Here is a 17,917-nt window from a genome sequence, read left to right as displayed (position 1 = left end):
AGATTAGCTAAAAGCGTCTAAAACAGCCGGGCGAGCAACGCCGTCACGGCTGTTTCTACGCGCAGAATGCGGGGGCCCAAGTGCATACCTTCGCAGCCTGCCTCTAACAGCTTTTCAACTTCCCATGGAATAAACCCACCCTCAGGGCCCACTAACAGCAAGGTCTTTTCGCTAATACCTCGCGGGCAGGCCATGGGCATGCCCGGATGAGCTACCAGACCACGATGCTCACGAAGAAGGTCAGGCAGCTGCTCTTCAATAAACGGTCGAAATCCTTTGCTTAAGATCACGTTGGGCAGCTGGGTATCGCGCGCCTGCTCTAATCCTAATATCAGATGTTGATGAATTTTTTCAGGCAGGAGCTCAGGCGATTGCCAGTAGCTTTTCTCTACCCGTTTGGTATGCAGTAGCGTAATCTCTTTTACCCCGAGCGCCGTCACATGCTCAAGCGTACGCGCCAGCATGCGGGGACGAGGCAGGGCGAGCACCAGATGAACGGGCAATGCGGGTGGGGCGACATCAGTTAAAGAATCTAATGCAAACACCGCCTGCTCGCGGGTGAGTTCAATAAGCTGTGCCTTGCCCATCAAGCCACCTTGAACCCCCACCGTTAACCGGCTGCCGGGTGTTGCACGATGGATATCACGCAAATGCGCTAGCCTGCGCGGATCGCTGATGCGTGCGTAGCCTTGCTGGTCGAGGTCACTGGGATGAAGCAAAATCAAATTCATAATCGGCATCTATTGGTCAAAGGATTGGCACGCTGTTCCGCACTAATCTACTCACATGGTTTGCATGGGTGCGTGGTGCAGGCACAATAATACCATTGGGGGCACCCCCTATTGCGTTTAAGGAGATGCGCTGTGCGCGTAATTCGTAAGTATGCCAATCGCCGGTTGTACGATACTCAGCAAAGCCGTTATGTAACGCTTGAGGACCTGCGCTGTTTAATCATTGAAGAAGAGCCGTTTCGGGTTGAAGATGCGAAAAGCGGTGAAGACCTGACGCGTACCATTTTACTTTCGATCATTATTGAGCAGGAACAGTCGGATAATAACGCCGAAGTGTTTTCTAACGATCTGCTCGCGCAGCTGATTCGGGTTTACGATATGTCGTCTCCGCTGCCACTGGCGCGCTATCTTGAGCAGGGCACGCAGCTTATGCTTGAGCAGCAAAAGCGCCTGCAGAGTCAATGGAAGCAAGCCATGCGCCATACGCCGATGGAGTTTATGCGTGAGCTTGCCGAAGAAAATATGCGCTTTTGGCAGAATACGATGAACCAGTCTCCGCCGCCCAGCGATAGCAATGAAGAGGATAAAACCTCCTGACGCCAAGAGAGGCCTCGTTGTGGCATAATGCGGCGCATAATCGCTCTCCCGTTCGAGAAGGAAGAACATGAAGGTTTTGATGATAGGTGGCGGTGGCCGTGAGCACGCGCTGGCGTGGAAATTGGCGCAATCCCAGAATGTTGAGCATGTGTTTGTGGCGCCGGGCAATGCTGGTACCGCCACGGAAGACAAGCTGACCAACGTTGATATAGCAGCCACTGATTTAGCCGGGTTGGAAGCCTTTGCGCTTAACGAGCGTATTGGTTTGACTGTGGTAGGTCCCGAGGCGCCTTTGGTTGAGGGCGTGGTTGACCGCTTTCAGGCTGCAGGCTTGACTATCTTTGGCCCTACTCAGGCGGCGGCGCAGCTTGAAGGCTCCAAGTCGTTTACCAAGGACTTTCTGGCGCGCCACGCTATTCCCACCGCTGATTATCAAACGTTTACGGCGGTAGAGCCTGCACTGGCCTATTTGCAAAAGGTCGGCGCGCCTATCGTCATCAAGGCCGACGGGCTGGCTGCCGGTAAAGGCGTTATTGTTGCCATGAGCGAAGTGGAAGCCGAAGCGGCTATTCGCGACATGCTCGAAGCCAATGCGTTTGGCGATGCAGGCGCCCGTGTGGTGATTGAAGAATTTCTGGAAGGTGAAGAGGCAAGCTTCATTGTCATGGTCGATGGTGAAAACATTGTGCCAATGGCCACCAGCCAGGACCATAAGCGTGCCTACGACGGCGATACTGGCCCCAACACGGGTGGCATGGGCGCTTATTCCCCAGCCCCTGTTGTTACGCCCGAAATTGATGCCCGCATTATGGAGCAGGTAATTGTTCCCACCGTTAAAGGGATGGCGGCTGAAGGCAACGCCTATACGGGCTTTCTATATGCTGGGTTAATGATTGATAAGGCGGGCCAGCCTAAAGTGATCGAGTACAACTGCCGCTTTGGTGACCCAGAAACTCAGCCGATCATGATGCGCTTAACGTCTGATCTCGCAGAGCTTTGCCTAACTGGTGCGAAGGGGCAGCTGGCGGGTAAAGTGTGTCATTGGGATTCGCGCGCCGCCGTGGGCGTTGTGATGGCCGCCGGTGGATATCCAGGCAGCTATCGCAAAGGCGACGTGATCCATGGCTTCGAAAAAGCCGAGCAGCATAGCAAGGTTTTCCATGCGGGCACGACTCAAAACGCTCAGGGCGAGATTACTACCTCAGGCGGTCGCGTGCTGTGTGTAACGGCACTGGGCGATAGTGTCTCAGAGGCGCAGCAACAGGCTTACCAGGGCGTCAAAGAGATTCACTGGGAAGGGGCTGAGTATCGCCGTGATATCGCTTATCGTGCTATTGCGCGCGAAGTGTCGAAGTAATTACTAAGCAGCAAACATAACAACTGATAACTATCATCACCGGAAGGAAGCAGGCATGGAACGTGTAAAGCTGGATTTTCCCGCTGAAGCGATCATTCATCGTCACCCCCTAACGGTGCGGATAACCGACATGAACTACGGGCGGCACCTGGGCCACGATGCCTTGGTGTCACTGTTACACGAGGCCCGGGTTCAGGCGTTTGCTGCACTTGATTTACCAGAGTGGGATTTGCACGGCTATCCTAGCATAGTGGCTGATTTAGCCGTGCAGTATCAAAGCGAAGCACGTTGGCCTGAAGCGTTGGTTATTGAAACCGCAGTACCCGAGCCACAGGGCAAGGCATTAACCGTTTATCAGCGCGTTTTAACCAGCGACGAAAAGCGCATTGTGGCGACGGCCCGCGTTAACCAACTGCTTATCGACATGAAGGCTGGTCAGCCTGTCGAGGTGCCTGCGCCAGTTAAACAGGCTTTGGCCCAGGCGAGGGGGACTTAATGTCACGCGAATATCCGATTATCGCCGTGACGGGCTCGTCAGGGGCAGGCACCACGACCGTCAGGCGAAGCTTTGAGCGCATGTTTTTACGCGAAGACGTGCACGCCGCCGTGGTGGATGGCGACGCCTTTCACCGCTACACGCGTGATGACCTTCATCGCATGTTTCGTGAAGAGCCCGAGCGTAAGGATGAGCTTTCCCACTTCGCCGTAGAAGCCAATCTGCTGGATCGCCTTGAAGGTCTTTTTATTGAGTATGGCGAACATGGTTCGGGTACCTTCCGACACTATATTCATGCAGAAGATAAGCAGAAAATTGAGGCGGGTTACCGGGTCGGCACGTTTACCGAATGGCAGTCGCTGCCGTGTGGTACAGACCTGTTGTTCTATGAAGGCTTGCACGGCGGCCTGGTAACGGAAGATTACGATATTGCCCGTCATGTGGATCTGCTGGTTGGGGTCGCGCCGACCATGAACCTTGAGTGGATTCAGAAAATCGACCGTGATACCAAGCTGCGTGGTTATTCCCAGGAAGCGGTTATCGATACCATTCTGGGGCGAATGAATGACTACGTGCGCTATATCCAGCCGCAGTTTTCACGTACGCATATCAACTTTCAGCGTGTGCCTACCGTGGACACCTCAAACCCCTTTGAAGTACAGGATATTCCGACTGATGCTGAATCCTTCGTGGTGATTCGGTTTCGTGATCCTTCAACGGTGGATTTTCCCTGGTTGCTGGCAATGATCAAGGACGCCTTCATGACTCGGCCTCATACGCTAGTGGTGCCTGGAGCGCGAATGTCATTGGCCATGGAGCTGATTTTAGCACCGCTGGTACGCCATCTATTGTCACAGCGCCGCTTTCGCTAACCGTTTTGGCAAAATGCCGAGCGACAGACGTAACGATAACAAGGAGTGGGTATGGATTGTCTATTCTGTAAAATTATCAATCGTGAGATTCCATCTGATATCGTATATGAAGATGATCACGTTCTCGCCTTTAACGACATTAGCCCCATGGCGCCCACTCATCAGCTGATTATTCCCAAAAAGCACATTGCCACCCTAAATGATATTCAGGAAGACGATCTGGCGCTAATCGGACGTTTGCAGTTCACTGCCGCCCAGCTTGCCAAGCAGCAGGGCTTTGCCGATGACGGCTACCGTGTGGTGATGAATTGCAACGAAAAGGGCGGGCAGACGGTCTACCATATCCATATGCACCTGCTCGGTGGCCGTCAATTCACCTGGCCTGCAGGCTAAGCCGCCATTGTTTATTTGACTTCCCCTTTTGTCGATAAGCGGAGTAAGCCATGAAGCGTCAACTTAGTCGGTCTGATTACGTTATTCATCAGTTCGATACTGCGCTACGCTCGCTGATCCCTAACGCCGCCAAGTCGCAGCGTAATCACCCGGTTAGCAAGGTAGAGGACATCGCGTTTGACACGCATGAGCGCCGCCATACCGCTGGGTTAATGCGCACCAACCACTTGATCAGCGTGTTTAATCAAGGCCTCTACCAAGGGCAGAGCGCCACTGCGGCGCTTCCTCACTCTCGTCTGCAAATGGAGCAGTCCGCGGCTGAAGCGTTTGATCATTTGGCGTGGTGTGAAGAGCGGCTGATGCAGCTAAACAGCCGGACAAGCCACTTCACTCCGCTTTTCTATGCATCAGCCTACGCAGCAGGCGCTCTATCTGGGGTGACCAGCGACCGCCTTAGCTTGGGAATGGTGGCGGCGACCCAAGAGGTGGCTGGTAAGCACTTTGAGCTGCAGCAAGCCCGGTTGATCGAGGGCGATCAGCGCTCCCAGGCATTACTTCGCCAGATGGCCACCGATGAGGCACACCATGCCCATCAGGCCATTGAGGCGGGCGGTTTACGTTTTCCCGCGCCGATTAAATGGGGTATGCGCCTTGTGGCTCAAGGCTTGACCAAAGGCGCTTACTATTTTTAAAAACATAGTTTTAAAAATATAGTTTTAAAAGCGTAATGTTTTGAGGTGGGCTTAAGTACTAAAAACGTACGTAAGCACAACGATAAACTTATTGTTAATTTCTTGACGAATAGCGGATTATCGCCAAAGCTTAATTTTGTCAAAGCAGATCGTACGTAAGGTAACGTACGCTTTTAAGTGGAAAAGCGTCACCAAGGAAAAGGAGAAAGACGATGCTAGGCAATGCGATGCTTTTTTTGATTATTGCGATTATCGCGGGTGTGCTCGGCTTTTCGGGTATTGCAGGTGTTGCGTCAACCATTGCACAAATTTTATTTGTTCTGTTTTTAATTCTGTTCGTCGTATCGTTATTTACCGGACGCCGTCGCTAGCGTATTTATTCAGCCAAAACCAGGTAAACAAAAAGCCCCACTATGGGGCTTTTTGCATACTGGCTAGCGCTAAAGCATATTAGGCATCGATACGCTTATACTTCATGCGCTTGGGCGTGTCGTTACCTACCCGCTTTTTATGGTCTTCTTCATAATCGGTGTAATTACCGTCGAAGAAGACGACTTCTGAGTCACCTTCAAAAGCCAGAATATGCGTAGCAATACGATCCAGGAACCAGCGATCGTGAGAAATCACCATGGCACAGCCTGGGAACGCCAGCAGGGCTTCTTCCAGTGCGCGTAGCGTTTCGATATCCAGGTCGTTCGAAGGCTCATCCAGCAGCAGTACGTTGGCGCCCTGTTTGAGGGTTTGGGCAAGCTGCAAACGTCCACGTTCACCGCCTGAAAGTTCATCCAGGCGCTTTTGCTGGTCGTTACCCTTAAAGTTGAAACGGCCAACATAGGCGCGCGAAGAGACTTCGTAGCCATTGATATTGAGGATATCCTGCTCGCCAGATACCGCCTGCCAAACAGTCTGCTTATCATCCAGCGCATCACGAAGCTGCTCGACATAAGCGATATCAACGGTTTCCCCGATGACCACTTCACCCGCGTCCGGCTGCTCTTGGCCCGTTACCAGCTTGAAAAGGGTTGATTTACCCGCACCGTTCCCCCCGACAATGCCCACGATCGCGCCCTGGGGAATGGTGAACGAGAGATCCTGGTAAAGCAGCTTGTCATCGAAGCGCTTGGTAACGTTATGAAATTCGATGACCTTGTCACCCAGGCGTGGGCCAGGCGGAATATAAATCTCATTGGTTTCATTACGTTTCTGGAAGTCGCCCGACTGCATTTCTTCAAAGCGGTTAAGACGCGCTTTGCTTTTTGCCTGGCGACCTTTCGCATTGCTGCGAACCCATTCAAGCTCTTGCTTGATGGCTTTTTGACGCGAGGCTTCCTGCTTGGCTTCCTGAGTCAGGCGGTGCTCTTTCTGCTCCAGCCACTGAGAGTAGTTACCCTCAAAAGGAATGCCTTGACCACGGTCAAGTTCCAGAATCCAGCCGGCAACGTTATCCAGGAAATAACGGTCGTGGGTGATCGCCACTACGGTACCGTTATAGTCGTGGAGGAAGCGCTCCAACCAGGCAACCGATTCGGCGTCCAGGTGGTTGGTTGGCTCATCGAGTAACAGCATGTCGGGGCTTGAAAGCAGCAGGCGGCACAGGGCAACGCGGCGGCGCTCACCACCTGAAAGGTTGCCGACTTTAGCGTCCCAGGGCGGTAAGCGCAGTGCTTCTGCGGCAACGTCAAGCTTACGCTCAAGGTTGTGCGCGTCGGCTGCTTCGATCATGTTTTCAAGGCGTGCCTGTTCGCTTGCCAGGGCATCGAAGTCGGCATCAGGTTCAGCGTAGGCTGCGTACACGGCATCTAGCTTCTCTTGGGCCTCTTTAATGGCACCGAGCGCTTCCTCAACCGTATCGCGTACGTTCTTCTCATCGTCGAGCTGCGGCTCCTGAGGAAGGTAACCTACATTGATACCCGGCATCGGACGAGCTTCACCTTCAAACTCTTTATCGACACCGGCCATAATGCGCAGCAGTGTGGATTTACCCGAGCCGTTCAGGCCCAGCACGCCAATTTTGGCGCCCGGGAAAAACGACAGCGATATATCCTTGAGAATTTGTTTCTTGGGCGGCACGACTTTGCCAACCCGATTCATGGTGAATACGTATTGCGCCATGGAAATCCATTAGGTTGATGAAAACGACAGCAAAGTGCTGAGTAGGGCTCAAATGATAGTGCCCTACGCTTGGAAAGGCCAGAACGCGCCGGGAATGACATCGCGCTGCGCTGTTAAAAACGGTATTGCGAATCTGGTGCTTGGGAAAGCAAGGCGCTGATAGCTTTTAAAACAGGCTCTCCAAGCATTAAGCGCTGCCTTGGCTTAAGCGTCCCAGTCATCTTCTATGGCACGCTGCAGGCGACGTTCTTCAAGCCAGGCTTCTACCTGACGGCGAGCGCGTAGCGAATCAGCCTTGCTAGGCTTGTGCTTGCCGTAGTGTTCGTCATTCACAGCATCAAGATTATCGAACTCTTCAGCTTCATGACCTTCCGCTGAAAAATTTTCACGATTTAAGGGGTCACGGCTCATGGTATGCCCTCCAACCCAAGCCGGCGCACCGGCATCACAACGGCTTCTTTTAAGAGAAGCGCCAAACGCTAAAATAGCGCCTAGCCGCTATATAACGCCACTTGGGGTGAAGGTCAAGTATTAGTCCGGATTTTATTATGCGTGTGCTTTGCTAGAGGTGTTTTGATTGTCTTGTAATTTCGCTAACGCAAGCTGGGCTTCAACGCGTTCAGTGACATCTTTTTGTACGCCAATAAAATACATGAGGTGATCGGCCTCATCGAATACGGGCGTCATGGAGAGTTCATTCCAGAACATCGAGCCATCTTTGCGGTAGTTACGCAGAACTTCACGACAAGGCTGCAGATTCTTTAACGCATCACGAATAACGTTAAGCGCCTCTTGGTCACGGTCATCGTTTTGTAGAAAACGACAGTCGCGGTAAAGAATTTCGTCGGCGCTATAACCCGTCAAGCGCTCAAACCCTTTGTTGACATAAATGAGGATATTTTCATCGCCTTCCTGCTCGGCAACGACAATGCCGTCCTGGGAAGCATCAACAATACGTTCAAGTAATTCGGGGCTGATCAGGGGAGATCGTTTCATCAAGGGATTCCTGTTGCTGCTTCGGTTCTTCCGTAGCCATGGCGCTGTGTATCAGCGCAGGAGCTAAGCGGCATTTCAAATCACTTATCTACTCTAGAATAGCAAACTATCCGCATATCGCTGCCATACGCTTGCCATGATGGCGAGCGTTGCGGTTCATTGCAATCATGATTGTTGTTCGACCTCGGGTAATTTCTGTGCGCTGAGTATCGCGCCAACTGCGGTTAAGGCTAGCAGCAAAAGTAATGCTGCGCTGCCCAGCCACTGCGCCAAGCCGCCGATAACGCCACCTACCAGTAGCATTAATACGCCTGTCAGCGTGTTGGAAAGCGCAACGTAAAGTGCACGATCATCTTGGCTCGCCATATCCACAATATACGTTTTACGTCCCAAACGGACGCCATGGTGAACGATGACCAGCAGTGCATAAACCACGGCATACGGCCAAACGCTTTGGGTCCAGGTGCCGGGTAGCCAAGCAAAGCTTGCACCGAGCAAGCAGCAGGCAACCGTGCCAATAGCGGCGTTGCGCATAACGCGACGACTGGATTGATCGGCCAGTTTTCCCCAGATGGGGCTTGCGACCATCCCTGCAAGCCCTGAAACTACTACCAGAAGGCCTAGCCCGCCGAGTTCCGAGCCGCTTTGCTGCTGGCCAAGCAACGCAATATAGGGCAGGGCTAATGCACTGGAAAGCAGGAGAGCCCTGGCAACGTTGAAGTGTAGAAACGTGCGGTCTTCTTTTAACAACGATAAGCCAAGCTTGACGCTATCCCAGGCGTTTTCTCCGCCATCAACCGCGCCAGGTACTTCTCTAATTCGCGCTGCACAAAAAGCATTCAATAACCAGCTAAGTGCCGCCACACTTAACAAAACCGCCAGGGCAGTATTGCCGGGACGATCGCCCAGCAGCATGAGTACGCCGCCCGCTGCCAGAGTGGCACCGCCCGCTACGCTTCCGCTCCATCCCATCAGCGTACCGCGACGGCGTTTGGCGATGGTTTTGCCCATAACGTCTTTACTGGCGATAGATGAAAGACCGCGCGCCAGCGACAACAGTATTAAAACGATTAAAACGCCGGCGCCGCCTACGCTGCCGCTACCTTTAAGGGCGAGTACGGCAAGTATTAACGCCGCCAATGCCTGGAGTGCCGCGCCCATCACCCATACGCCTTTTCGCTTAGGCTTTAAGCGAATAAAGCCTGCCACAAATACCTGAGGCAGAAGGGCACCTGATTCACGAATTGGGACCAGCAAGCCTACCATCCATACCGGGGCGCCAATAATTCCCATGAGCCAGGGGAGAACTAAACGTGCACTTGAAAGCTCATCAGCAAGCTTGTTACCCAGAGATGCCCATAGATGTAGAAAAAAATTGTGGGGCTGTTCGGAGCAGGCTTTCTCCGGAATGTCGTCACACAGGCGACTATCCTCATCGCCTGTCAGCCATTCAAAAAGACGCGTTTGAGAAATATTGCGTTCAGCCATTAGAGCTCCTTGGCGCTTACCATCCCAGGGTGACAAAATGTAGTAAGAAACCACCACATTATACTGAGAAGGAGCTTAAGAGTGTCACGAATTCAGATTCGCTATTGCACGCAGTGCCAATGGCTTTTACGCAGCGCCTGGTATGCCCAGGAATTACTTTCCACCTTTGGCGAAAGCTTAAAGGAAGTAGCGCTTGCGCCTTCGCACGGCGGCACCTTTGAAATTTGGTGCGATGATACGTTGCTATGGGAGCGCAAGCGCGATGGTGGTTTTCCTGATAGTAAAGTGCTCAAACAGCGTGTTCGTGATCAGATAGAGCCGAACCGTGACTTAGGGCATATCGACCGATGAATCAGGATCGCCAGGCTATCCTCTATGGGTTAGGCGCAGTGGGGCTTTGGTCGACGGTAGCGACAGCGTTTAAAGTCGGCCTTGGCTGGATGAGTCCGCTTGAGCTGATGTGGCTTGCCGCGCTGGTTTCCTGGCTATTAATGGGAGGCTTGGTACTCAAACAGGGCACCATGAGGCAGGCGCTAAACAGCGGATGGAAAACGGCCTTATGGGCAGGCGTTATGAATCCCGTCGCTTACTATCTGGTACTGTTTGCCGCTTACGACCGTCTGCCTGGGCAAGAGGCCATGGCACTTAACTATACGTGGGCGCTAGCGATGGCCTTTTTAGCGGTTCCTATTCTAGGGCAACGGCTAACGCGCATGGATATTGTCGCAGGCTTAGTGGCCTATGCGGGCGTCTGGGTGATTGCAACACGCGGCGCGGTATTCAATATGTCATTTGAAGATCCGCTTGGCGTGTTACTGGCATTAAGCTCCACGCTTCTGTGGGCGCTATATTGGCTGCTCAACGCACGCGACGAGCGCTCGCCATTAGTGGGGCAGTGGCAGAACTTTACCGTCGGGTTGCCGATCTTGACTGTGTTATTGCTCATTGGGCCGGGCTTTCAATGGCATAGCTGGAAAGCAGTCGGGGCGGGTGTGTATGTTGGGCTGTTTGAAATGGGTATCGCGTTTGTTTTATGGCAAATGGCGGTTCATAAAGTCTCGCGCACATCGAAAGTCTCAATGCTCATTTTCCTTTCCCCGCCTATTTCGTTGTTTCTGCTTTATTTAGTGGTTGATGAACCACTTCTGCCTTCTACCTTTGTGGGTTTGCTTTTCATTTTATCTGGGTTGGCACTGCAGCAATTACAGAGAAAGCCAGTAACGGCTGAACCGTGAAAATGTTTATTTTTGTTTGCATCTTGTAAATTTGCCGTAACTTTTGTCTGATACGCTTTCTTGCTAGGTAATTTTCATTAGTCCCAGTAACACAATCTCTACTAAAGTGTTGAAGTAAGTAAAAATATTAGTTTTGTAATTAATGAGATTACTAAGCGCATAGCATCATGAAAGCGCAACGGGGTGGTGAAAGTAGCGACTCCATTGCTTGATAAGCGTTTAACGCAATAGGGATCACTCTTGATGAAAGGTAATATGAAAGTAAAACTAAAACAGATTTTCTTACATAGTGCTATTCAACCACTAACGGTTGCTACCCTGGCCTGTATGCCGCTTTCGGCTTTGGCGCAATCATTGCCGGCAAGCCTTTATGCGCCGGGTTCCACAGACCTGCCGAGTACTATTCAGCAAACCATCGTGTCCAATCCTGAAGTTAACGCTGCCTGGGCCAACTTTAATGCATCGGGTAGTGATGTTCGGGCTGCTCAAGGTAACTATCTGCCAACCATTGATGTAAGAGCAGGCGTAGGCCTCCAGGACCAACAAAATGATGGTCAGGGCAGCTATAACAGTGATTTTGCCGAATTAACCCTAACGCAAATGGTATTTGATGGTTTTGCGACACGTAGTGAAGTTGAGCGTTTAGGGCGTACTCGTCTTATTGCTTATTTCGAGCTACTGGGCACAAGCGAGAATATAGCGTTAGAGGCATTTCGCACGTACTTGGATGTACTGCGTTACCGTGAACTCGTTCGCTTAGCACAAGATAACTACCGTCAGCACCAACGGGTTTTCTCTCAAATTGAAGAGCGTGCCCTTTCCGGTGCAGGCCGTGGTGTGGATCTAGAGCAAATTAGCGGCCGTTTGGCGCTGGCTGAATCCAACCTGATGTCAGAAGCCTCTAACCTTCACGATGTCACCGCACGCTATCAGCGGATTGTGGGTGTGCTTCCTGCCCAGAACATGCTGCCTGCGCCGTCACTCACCGATCAGTTGCCTGCCAGTGTCAACGCAGCTGTTGAAATGGCTTTCCAAGGTAACCCTGATTTTTATGCCGCGATGGAAAATATCGAGGTGCAACGCGCTGAGCAAAATAGTGCTCGGTCAGCGCTTATGCCACGCCTGGATATTCAAGGACGTACCGGTACCAACAATCAGGATAACTCACTGACTGGCCGTAGCGACGAGCATAGCATTCAGCTGGTGGCCAGCATGAATATCTACCGTGGCGGCAGTGACCGAGCAGCATTTGATGCGGCAGCAACGCGTATCGAAGAGGCTATTAATCAGCGTGAAACAGCGTGTACAAATGTGCGCCAAACCACTCAGATTGCCTATAACGATACTCAGCGTCTGACCGAGCAGCTCAATTACTTAAACGATCACCGTCAATCCATCGACCGGGTACGTGGTGCTTATCAACAGCAGTTTGATATTGGCCAGCGTACGCTTTTAGACGTCCTGGATAGCGAAAATGAATATTTTGAAGCTAGCCGGGCCTACGCCAATGCTGAGTTTGATCGCACGCTAGCCGAAGCGCGAACACTCGCCGCAATGGGACAATTGATGCAAACCTTGGAAGTAGTGCGTGATGATATTCCAAGCTTAGCTGACTTAGGCTATGAAGATCCTTCATTAAGCCCAGGCCAGGTATGTACCACCGATGGCCCTCAGGGCTTTACGTTGCAGGACTTTACCGCAGGTTAAGCGGTTGACTCTTCCTTTGGGTACGTATGACTGAACCGACCTTCTATTTAAAAAGAGGGTTGGATCAGGTCACCCCTGAACGATAGGATTCATACGAAAAGCTTATATATCCTGGGTGACATTTCTTCACGTACGCGACTGCTTAAAGTAACGAGGTCTTTGTGACACAAGGCAAGCTGGAAACTTCCGCACCCCTGCAACGTGGTAGACAAAAAGTTAATGATGAGCTTTTAGAATGCCTTAAAGCCATTGCTACGTTTCATCAGCATGAAGTTTCTTCAGAAGCTTTGATCGCAGGCTTGCCCCTGGAAGAAGGTAAGCTAATTCCTTCTGTGTTTGGGCGAGCGGCTTCACGCGCGGGCCTGACGGCCCGTATTGTAAAAAGCAAACTTTCAGCGCTTAACCCTGCGTTATTGCCCGCCGTTTTGTTGTTGGAACCTGGACGTGCCTGCGTGCTGCTGGCGCTGGATCTGAAAGGTCAAAAAGCCCAGGTTATTTTTCCTGAGCTTTCAGAAGCGGCTATTGAGATACCCCTTGATGAGCTGTACGCCGGTTATAGTGGTGAAGCCATTTACGTGCGCCCTAAGTTCAGAGCAGACAACGTCTCAGAACCCGGCGTAAAAAAACAGCGTGACCAACACTGGTTTTGGGGTGTTATTCGCGAGAATCGGCGTCTCTACCGGGATATCGTGCTCGGTTCGGTAGCGGTCAACCTGTTTGCTCTGGCGATGCCGCTATTTGTGCTCAATGTTTATGACCGGGTAGTTCCCAACCAGGCTACTGAAACGCTTTGGGTTCTGGCGATCGGCGTTTTTATCGTTTTATGCTTTGATCTGGCACTACGTCTTATGCGCTCCGGATTTGTTGATTTGGCGGCTAGCCGGGCTGATGTGAATCTGTCGTCCGCTATTATGGCCAAGTCGCTGGGCATGCGCCTGGAAGAGCGGCCCGCATCCACCGGCTCGTTTACCTCTACCTTGCAATCGTTTGAATCGGTGCGTGCGTTTATCGGCTCGGCAACGGTTTTAGGGATTGTCGATTTGCCCTTTGTATTGCTATTTGCCGCTATTATTGCCTTGATCAATCCCTGGCTGGTGCTTCCTGTACTGGCCGGAATCGTATTTGTGCTGCTCTATGCGCTTGCTGCCCAAGGCAAGTTGCATGAGCTGTCTCAGACGACGTGGGAAGTAGGGGCCAGGCGCAATGCACTGTTGGTCGAATCAATTTCTCAGTTAGAGACGGTAAAAGCGTTGCGCGCCGAAAGCCGTATTCAGCGTCATTGGGAAAAAGCGTCGGCCTTTTTATCGCGCACCGGGGCGCAGTTAAAGCACGTGAGCACCTCTGTTTCCAGCGTGGCGCAGTGGGCGCAGAACAGTGTGGCCGTATGTGTGATTATTGTCGGGGTTTATCAAATTATTGAAGGTAATTTGACCCAAGGCGGATTGATTGCAGCCTACATGCTCTCGTCACGCGCCATGGCGCCCATCAGTCAGGCTGCCGCTCTGCTTGCCCAGTACCATCAATCGTCCACAGCGCTTGAGTCATTGAACAAGGTGATGGATAAGCGTGTGGAGCGCCATGAGGGTAAAGCTTACGTTGAAAAACCAAGCGTGGCCGGCAGCATTCGTCTGGATAAAGTCACCCTGCGGTATCCAGATGAAGAGCGTGATGCGCTACGTGATGTCTCCATTTCAATCAAGGCCGGTGAAAAAATTGCTTTGCTCGGACGCATTGGCTGCGGTAAGTCATCACTCAACAAGCTGATACTCGGTTTTTATCAACCTACCTCTGGGTCCATTTTGCTGGATGGCGTCGATATCCGGCAGCTGGATCCTCTACAGCTGCGCAGTCATATCGGCTATGTGCCTCAGGATGTCAGTCTTTTTGCCGGCTCGCTGCGCGACAATATTGTGGCTGGCGGGGGAAGTGATCGTATTGATGATGACGAGCTGTTGCGTGCGCTACAGATAGCCGGGCTTGAATCACTAGTGAATGGGCATCCGAGCGGAATCGATTTGCAGGTGGGGGAGCGTGGTCAAGCGCTTTCCGGTGGTCAGAAACAGTCGGTAGCCATTGCCCGTGCCCTGGTCCAAGACCCTTCCATATTGCTGCTGGATGAGCCCACCAGTTCAATGGATAACGCTAGTGAAGAGGCGTTTAAAGCCAACCTTACCAAAGTGGCTGAAGGTAAAACGGTATTGGTGGTTACTCACCGTACGTCGCTGCTTTCGCTAGTGGATCGCATCATCGTTATGGATGCCGGCAAAGTCGTTGCCGACGGTCCTCGCGATACCGTGGTTGAGGCGCTGCGAAATGGCCAGATCGGGAGGGCATCGTAATGGCTAAAAAATCCTCTTCAACGGCAGAGCAAAAGGGCTTCGATGCGATTGGCCGGTTTTCTGAAAAAGGCCAAAAACCGTTTCGTCCTTTTATGGACCGGCTATTTGCCAAGCGGGTTACCTCAGCGCATTTGAATCGCGACTGGGCAAGCGACACGGATTGGGCGCGCATGCAGCAAGAGCCCATTCGTGCGCGGCTTTTTCTTTACACCGTCTTGCTCACCCTTATCGCGCTATTGGTATGGGCCTACTTCGCCTCGATAGATGAAGTAACGCGTGGTGCAGGTCGCGTTATACCGGCTAGTCAATTACAGCGTGTTCAATCGTTCGATGGCGGGGTCGTTGAACGGGTTATGGTGAGAGAAGGGCAAATGGTAAGCGCGGGCGAAGTGCTGATGCAAATCGACCCGACCCGGTTTGTATCTGATTTTCGTGAGAACCGTGCACAGCGTTTTGCCCTTCAGGCAAGAGCCGAGCGGCTACGCGCGTTGGCTACTGACACACCGTTCGAGCCTTCAGAAGAGCTGCGCCAGGAAGTGCCGGATATTGTGATGCAGGAGCGCGAGGCCTACGAAAGCCGACGCGAAGAGCTGCGTGAGCAGGGTAATGTGTTGGGCGATCGTATTCGCCAGCGCCAGGAAGAGTTGCGCGAAGCCGTGGCGCGTCGCGATACCGCGCAGCGTGAAGTCAATATGGCAAGCCAGGAGTTAAACCTGACACGGCCTTTGCTAGCTTCTGGCGCTGTTTCTGAAGTCGAAATTCTTCGCCTGCAACGTCAAGTGTCTGCTGCGACCGGCGAGCGTAGCCAATCTGATGCAGCGGTCGCTCGTTTAACCGCCGCCGTAGAGGAAGCCGAGACACAGCTGCGCGAGCTAAGCGCAGAGCGCAGAAGCGAGTGGCGTAACGATCTTGCTCAGGCGATAGGTGATTTAAATGCATTGCAGCAATCAGGCACAGGACTGCAGGACCGGGTAAGGCTAACCGAAATACGCTCACCGGTTGACGGCGTGGTACAGCGCATTCATATCAACACCATTGGGGGGGTGGCACAGCCTGGGCAAGAGGTCGTTGAGATTGTGCCAAGCGATGATCAGCTATTGGTAGAAGCTAGAATCGCGCCTCAGGATATTGCGTTTCTGCATCCTGGACAGCCAGCCACTATCAAGCTGACGGCTTACGATTACGCCATTTATGGCGGCTTGCAGGCTGAACTGGAGCTTATAAGCGCAGATACCATCACCGATGATGATAACAACACCTTTTATCTTGTTCGGGTACGCAGCTTAGAAAATGAAAGCATTGCGGATCGGCTCCAGGTCATTCCTGGTATGACAGCACAAGTCGATATCGTGACCGGAAAAAGAACGGTGATGCAGTTTATGCTTAAGCCTGTATTAAGGGCATGGCGTGATTCAATGGGGGAACGCTAATGACAAATTGGTTTGTGACAAAAAATGGCGACCTAAAATCGCGTTGGGTGGCAGCCTTTCCGGATGCGCAGGCAGCGCTAGACCTTAATATCGAGAGCCGGATAAAAGCCGACGATATTATTTGGCTGGCAACCTCGGTGCAGGTTTGGCCGGAGCTAACGCAGCGTTTAGTGGCTAAAGGCGTAACCGTCGTTATTTTGAGCTATGCGCCCAATGACCGGGAAGCGCTAAAAGCACTGGATCAAGGGGCAAGAGGCTATGTGCATACGCTTGCGGCAGTCGACGTATTAAAGCAAGTGGCTCTGGTGGTGGCGAACCAAGGCGTATGGGTAGGGCAGGAACTGCTTTCTAAAGTATTAGGTGGGTCTTTTAAAGCGCTACAGCAGCGAACGGAGCAAGGTGCGCGGCCTACCGCCGAGTGCCTCAGCCTTCTCACTGAGCGTGAGCAGAGTGTTGCGATTGCCGTAACGTCTGGCGCTGCCAATAAGGAAGTCGCTCGGCAACTGGACATTACTGAACGGACGGTCAAAGCTCACCTGAGTGCCATCTTTAAAAAGCTCGGCGTGCGTGATCGCTTGCAACTCATCCTGAAACTTGCGAACAACGATTACCGCCTCAACCCTTAAGAAAAAAAGCTGTGCTTTATGGTGTCTTGTACATACTTCTGTACGGCTTCAAGTACTAATTAAAGTACTAAGCACAGCCCGCCCACCTGCTGCTAATCAATGACCTGGCTAGTACGATTTAATTTATATTCTGTCCAACGGTACAGTATTTTTTACTAGTCCTTCTCCCCTATTATGCGCTCATATGCCGTCCCTCTATCTAACACGCCTTTATGCAGTGCTAGCCAAGACGGCCTCTCTGTTTATCTAGGAGTAACATATGGCCGCGGCAACTATTATCTCGATTACCGGACAAGCTTGGGCACGTGATGAGGCGGGCAATCTTCGCGAATTGAGCATTGGCGATGTATTGCAGGAAGGTGAAACGCTTATCACCTCAAGCGATGGCCGGGTCGAGCTAGATTTTGCCGACAGCACGGGTATCAATTTGGTAGAGGGCGGACAAGAAGTTGTCGTGACGCCAGAGCTTGATAACGAACAGATCGTTGCTACCGATGAAGCCAGTGTACTAGATGAAGACCTTGAGGCTCTCTTGGCCGCTCTTGATGAAGACGGCGACCTGCTTGAACTACTTGACGCGACAGCCGCTGGTGGCGCTGGCGGAGGCGGTGGTGGAAGCCACGACTTCGTTCGCGTTGCGCGCGTTGCCGAAGAAACCGACCCCTTAAGTTTTGAAACATCAGGTAGCCTAGGCGCCGCTGAATTCTTTGAATTCGATGGCGTAACTTTAGCCGCCGACGCCAACATTGACGACGCAGACGCAGACGCAGACGCAGACGCAGACGCAGACGCAGACGCAGACGCAGACGCAGACGCAGACGCAGACGCAGACGCAGACGCAGACGC

19 protein-coding genes are annotated in these 17,917 nt (G+C 52.2%); 14 read left to right on the top strand and 5 right to left on the bottom strand.

What is annotated here, in order from left to right:
- Window positions 1-17: 17 nt before the first annotated feature.
- Window positions 18-731: a 16S rRNA (uracil(1498)-N(3))-methyltransferase gene (locus D467_RS0116235; RefSeq protein WP_018918595.1), complete on the bottom strand. Its 714-nt coding sequence runs from the start codon at window positions 729-731 to the stop codon at window positions 18-20.
- 132 nt (window positions 732-863) lie between these two features.
- Here D467_RS0116235 and phaR point away from each other — a divergent pair, with 132 nt between their 5' ends.
- The 7 genes from phaR to D467_RS19745 all read left to right on the top strand — a co-directional run bounded on the left by phaR (window position 864) and on the right by D467_RS19745 (window position 5,509).
- Window positions 864-1,328 carry a polyhydroxyalkanoate synthesis repressor PhaR gene (gene phaR / locus D467_RS0116230; RefSeq protein WP_018918594.1) on the top strand — a complete coding sequence of 155 codons (465 nt, stop codon included), beginning with the start codon at window positions 864-866 and terminating at the stop codon, window positions 1,326-1,328.
- Between the two features lie 67 nt (window positions 1,329-1,395).
- Window positions 1,396-2,685: a phosphoribosylamine--glycine ligase gene (purD, locus tag D467_RS0116225; RefSeq protein WP_018918593.1), complete on the top strand. Its 1,290-nt coding sequence runs from the start codon at window positions 1,396-1,398 to the stop codon at window positions 2,683-2,685.
- A 55-nt stretch (window positions 2,686-2,740) separates the two neighbouring features.
- Window positions 2,741-3,181 (top strand): acyl-CoA thioesterase, encoded by a 441-nt coding sequence (locus D467_RS0116220; RefSeq protein WP_018918592.1) that lies wholly within the window; start codon window positions 2,741-2,743, stop codon window positions 3,179-3,181.
- Window positions 3,181-4,053, top strand: a complete 873-nt coding sequence (locus D467_RS0116215) for a phosphoribulokinase (protein WP_018918591.1) — start codon at window positions 3,181-3,183, stop codon at window positions 4,051-4,053. Before D467_RS0116220 ends, D467_RS0116215 begins: the two co-directional genes overlap by 1 nt.
- 51 nt (window positions 4,054-4,104) lie before the next feature.
- Window positions 4,105-4,446 carry a histidine triad nucleotide-binding protein gene (locus tag D467_RS0116210; protein ID WP_018918590.1) on the top strand — a complete coding sequence of 114 codons (342 nt, stop codon included), beginning with the start codon at window positions 4,105-4,107 and terminating at the stop codon, window positions 4,444-4,446.
- 50 nt (window positions 4,447-4,496) lie between these two features.
- Window positions 4,497-5,138 carry a 2-polyprenyl-3-methyl-6-methoxy-1,4-benzoquinone monooxygenase gene (gene coq7, locus D467_RS0116205; RefSeq protein ID WP_018918589.1) on the top strand — a complete coding sequence of 214 codons (642 nt, stop codon included), beginning with the start codon at window positions 4,497-4,499 and terminating at the stop codon, window positions 5,136-5,138.
- A 212-nt stretch (window positions 5,139-5,350) separates the two neighbouring features.
- Window positions 5,351-5,509: a DUF1328 domain-containing protein gene (locus D467_RS19745; protein ID WP_018918588.1), complete on the top strand. Its 159-nt coding sequence runs from the start codon at window positions 5,351-5,353 to the stop codon at window positions 5,507-5,509.
- 79 nt (window positions 5,510-5,588) lie between these two features.
- Here the strand turns inward: D467_RS19745 and ettA are convergent, their stop codons facing one another.
- The 4 genes from ettA to D467_RS0116180 all read right to left on the bottom strand — a co-directional run bounded on the left by ettA (window position 5,589) and on the right by D467_RS0116180 (window position 9,734).
- On the bottom strand, window positions 5,589-7,250 hold the full coding sequence (ettA, locus tag D467_RS0116195; protein ID WP_018918587.1) for an energy-dependent translational throttle protein EttA: 1,662 nt from the start codon (window positions 7,248-7,250) through the stop codon (window positions 5,589-5,591).
- Window positions 7,251-7,454: 204 nt separating this feature from the next.
- The gene (locus tag D467_RS0116190; protein WP_018918586.1) at window positions 7,455-7,661 is read right to left on the bottom strand and encodes a PA3496 family putative envelope integrity protein; all 207 of its coding nucleotides are present in this window, start codon (window positions 7,659-7,661) and stop codon (window positions 7,455-7,457) included.
- 135 nt (window positions 7,662-7,796) lie between these two features.
- Window positions 7,797-8,246 carry a PAS domain S-box protein gene (locus tag D467_RS19355; RefSeq protein ID WP_018918585.1) on the bottom strand — a complete coding sequence of 150 codons (450 nt, stop codon included), beginning with the start codon at window positions 8,244-8,246 and terminating at the stop codon, window positions 7,797-7,799.
- A 165-nt stretch (window positions 8,247-8,411) separates the two neighbouring features.
- The gene (locus D467_RS0116180; RefSeq protein ID WP_018918584.1) at window positions 8,412-9,734 is read right to left on the bottom strand and encodes an MFS transporter; all 1,323 of its coding nucleotides are present in this window, start codon (window positions 9,732-9,734) and stop codon (window positions 8,412-8,414) included.
- Window positions 9,735-9,815: 81 nt separating this feature from the next.
- Between D467_RS0116180 and D467_RS0116175 the strand changes: the two genes are divergently transcribed.
- From D467_RS0116175 to D467_RS19885, 7 genes are all read left to right on the top strand, one after another.
- Window positions 9,816-10,085 (top strand): Rdx family protein, encoded by a 270-nt coding sequence (locus tag D467_RS0116175; protein ID WP_018918583.1) that lies wholly within the window; start codon window positions 9,816-9,818, stop codon window positions 10,083-10,085.
- Entirely contained in the window at window positions 10,082-10,969 is an 888-nt protein-coding gene (locus tag D467_RS0116170; protein ID WP_018918582.1) for a DMT family transporter, read from the top strand. Before D467_RS0116175 ends, D467_RS0116170 begins: the two co-directional genes overlap by 4 nt.
- Before the next feature lie 255 nt (window positions 10,970-11,224).
- A complete protein-coding gene (locus tag D467_RS0116165; RefSeq protein ID WP_244147844.1) occupies window positions 11,225-12,676 on the top strand; it encodes a TolC family outer membrane protein in 1,452 nt (483 codons plus the stop codon).
- A gap of 161 nt (window positions 12,677-12,837) precedes the next feature.
- Window positions 12,838-15,015 carry a type I secretion system permease/ATPase gene (locus D467_RS0116160; RefSeq protein ID WP_018918580.1) on the top strand — a complete coding sequence of 726 codons (2,178 nt, stop codon included), beginning with the start codon at window positions 12,838-12,840 and terminating at the stop codon, window positions 15,013-15,015.
- Complete coding sequence (locus tag D467_RS0116155) at window positions 15,015-16,445, top strand: HlyD family type I secretion periplasmic adaptor subunit (RefSeq protein WP_018918579.1); 1,431 nt, start codon at window positions 15,015-15,017, stop codon at window positions 16,443-16,445. Before D467_RS0116160 ends, D467_RS0116155 begins: the two co-directional genes overlap by 1 nt.
- Window positions 16,445-17,071 carry a response regulator transcription factor gene (locus tag D467_RS0116150; RefSeq protein WP_018918578.1) on the top strand — a complete coding sequence of 209 codons (627 nt, stop codon included), beginning with the start codon at window positions 16,445-16,447 and terminating at the stop codon, window positions 17,069-17,071. The genes D467_RS0116155 and D467_RS0116150 overlap by 1 nt, the downstream gene beginning before the upstream one ends.
- A 259-nt stretch (window positions 17,072-17,330) precedes the next feature.
- A partial coding sequence (locus D467_RS19885; protein ID WP_026285805.1) for a retention module-containing protein occupies window positions 17,331-17,917 on the top strand: 587 nt, incomplete at its 3' end.

The sequence above is a fragment of the Vreelandella zhanjiangensis DSM 21076 genome (genome assembly GCF_000377665.1).
Classification (GTDB): domain Bacteria; phylum Pseudomonadota; class Gammaproteobacteria; order Pseudomonadales; family Halomonadaceae; genus Vreelandella; species Vreelandella zhanjiangensis.
Note: the sequence above shows the minus strand (reverse complement) of the source record. Positions and strands in the feature narration are given on the sequence as shown.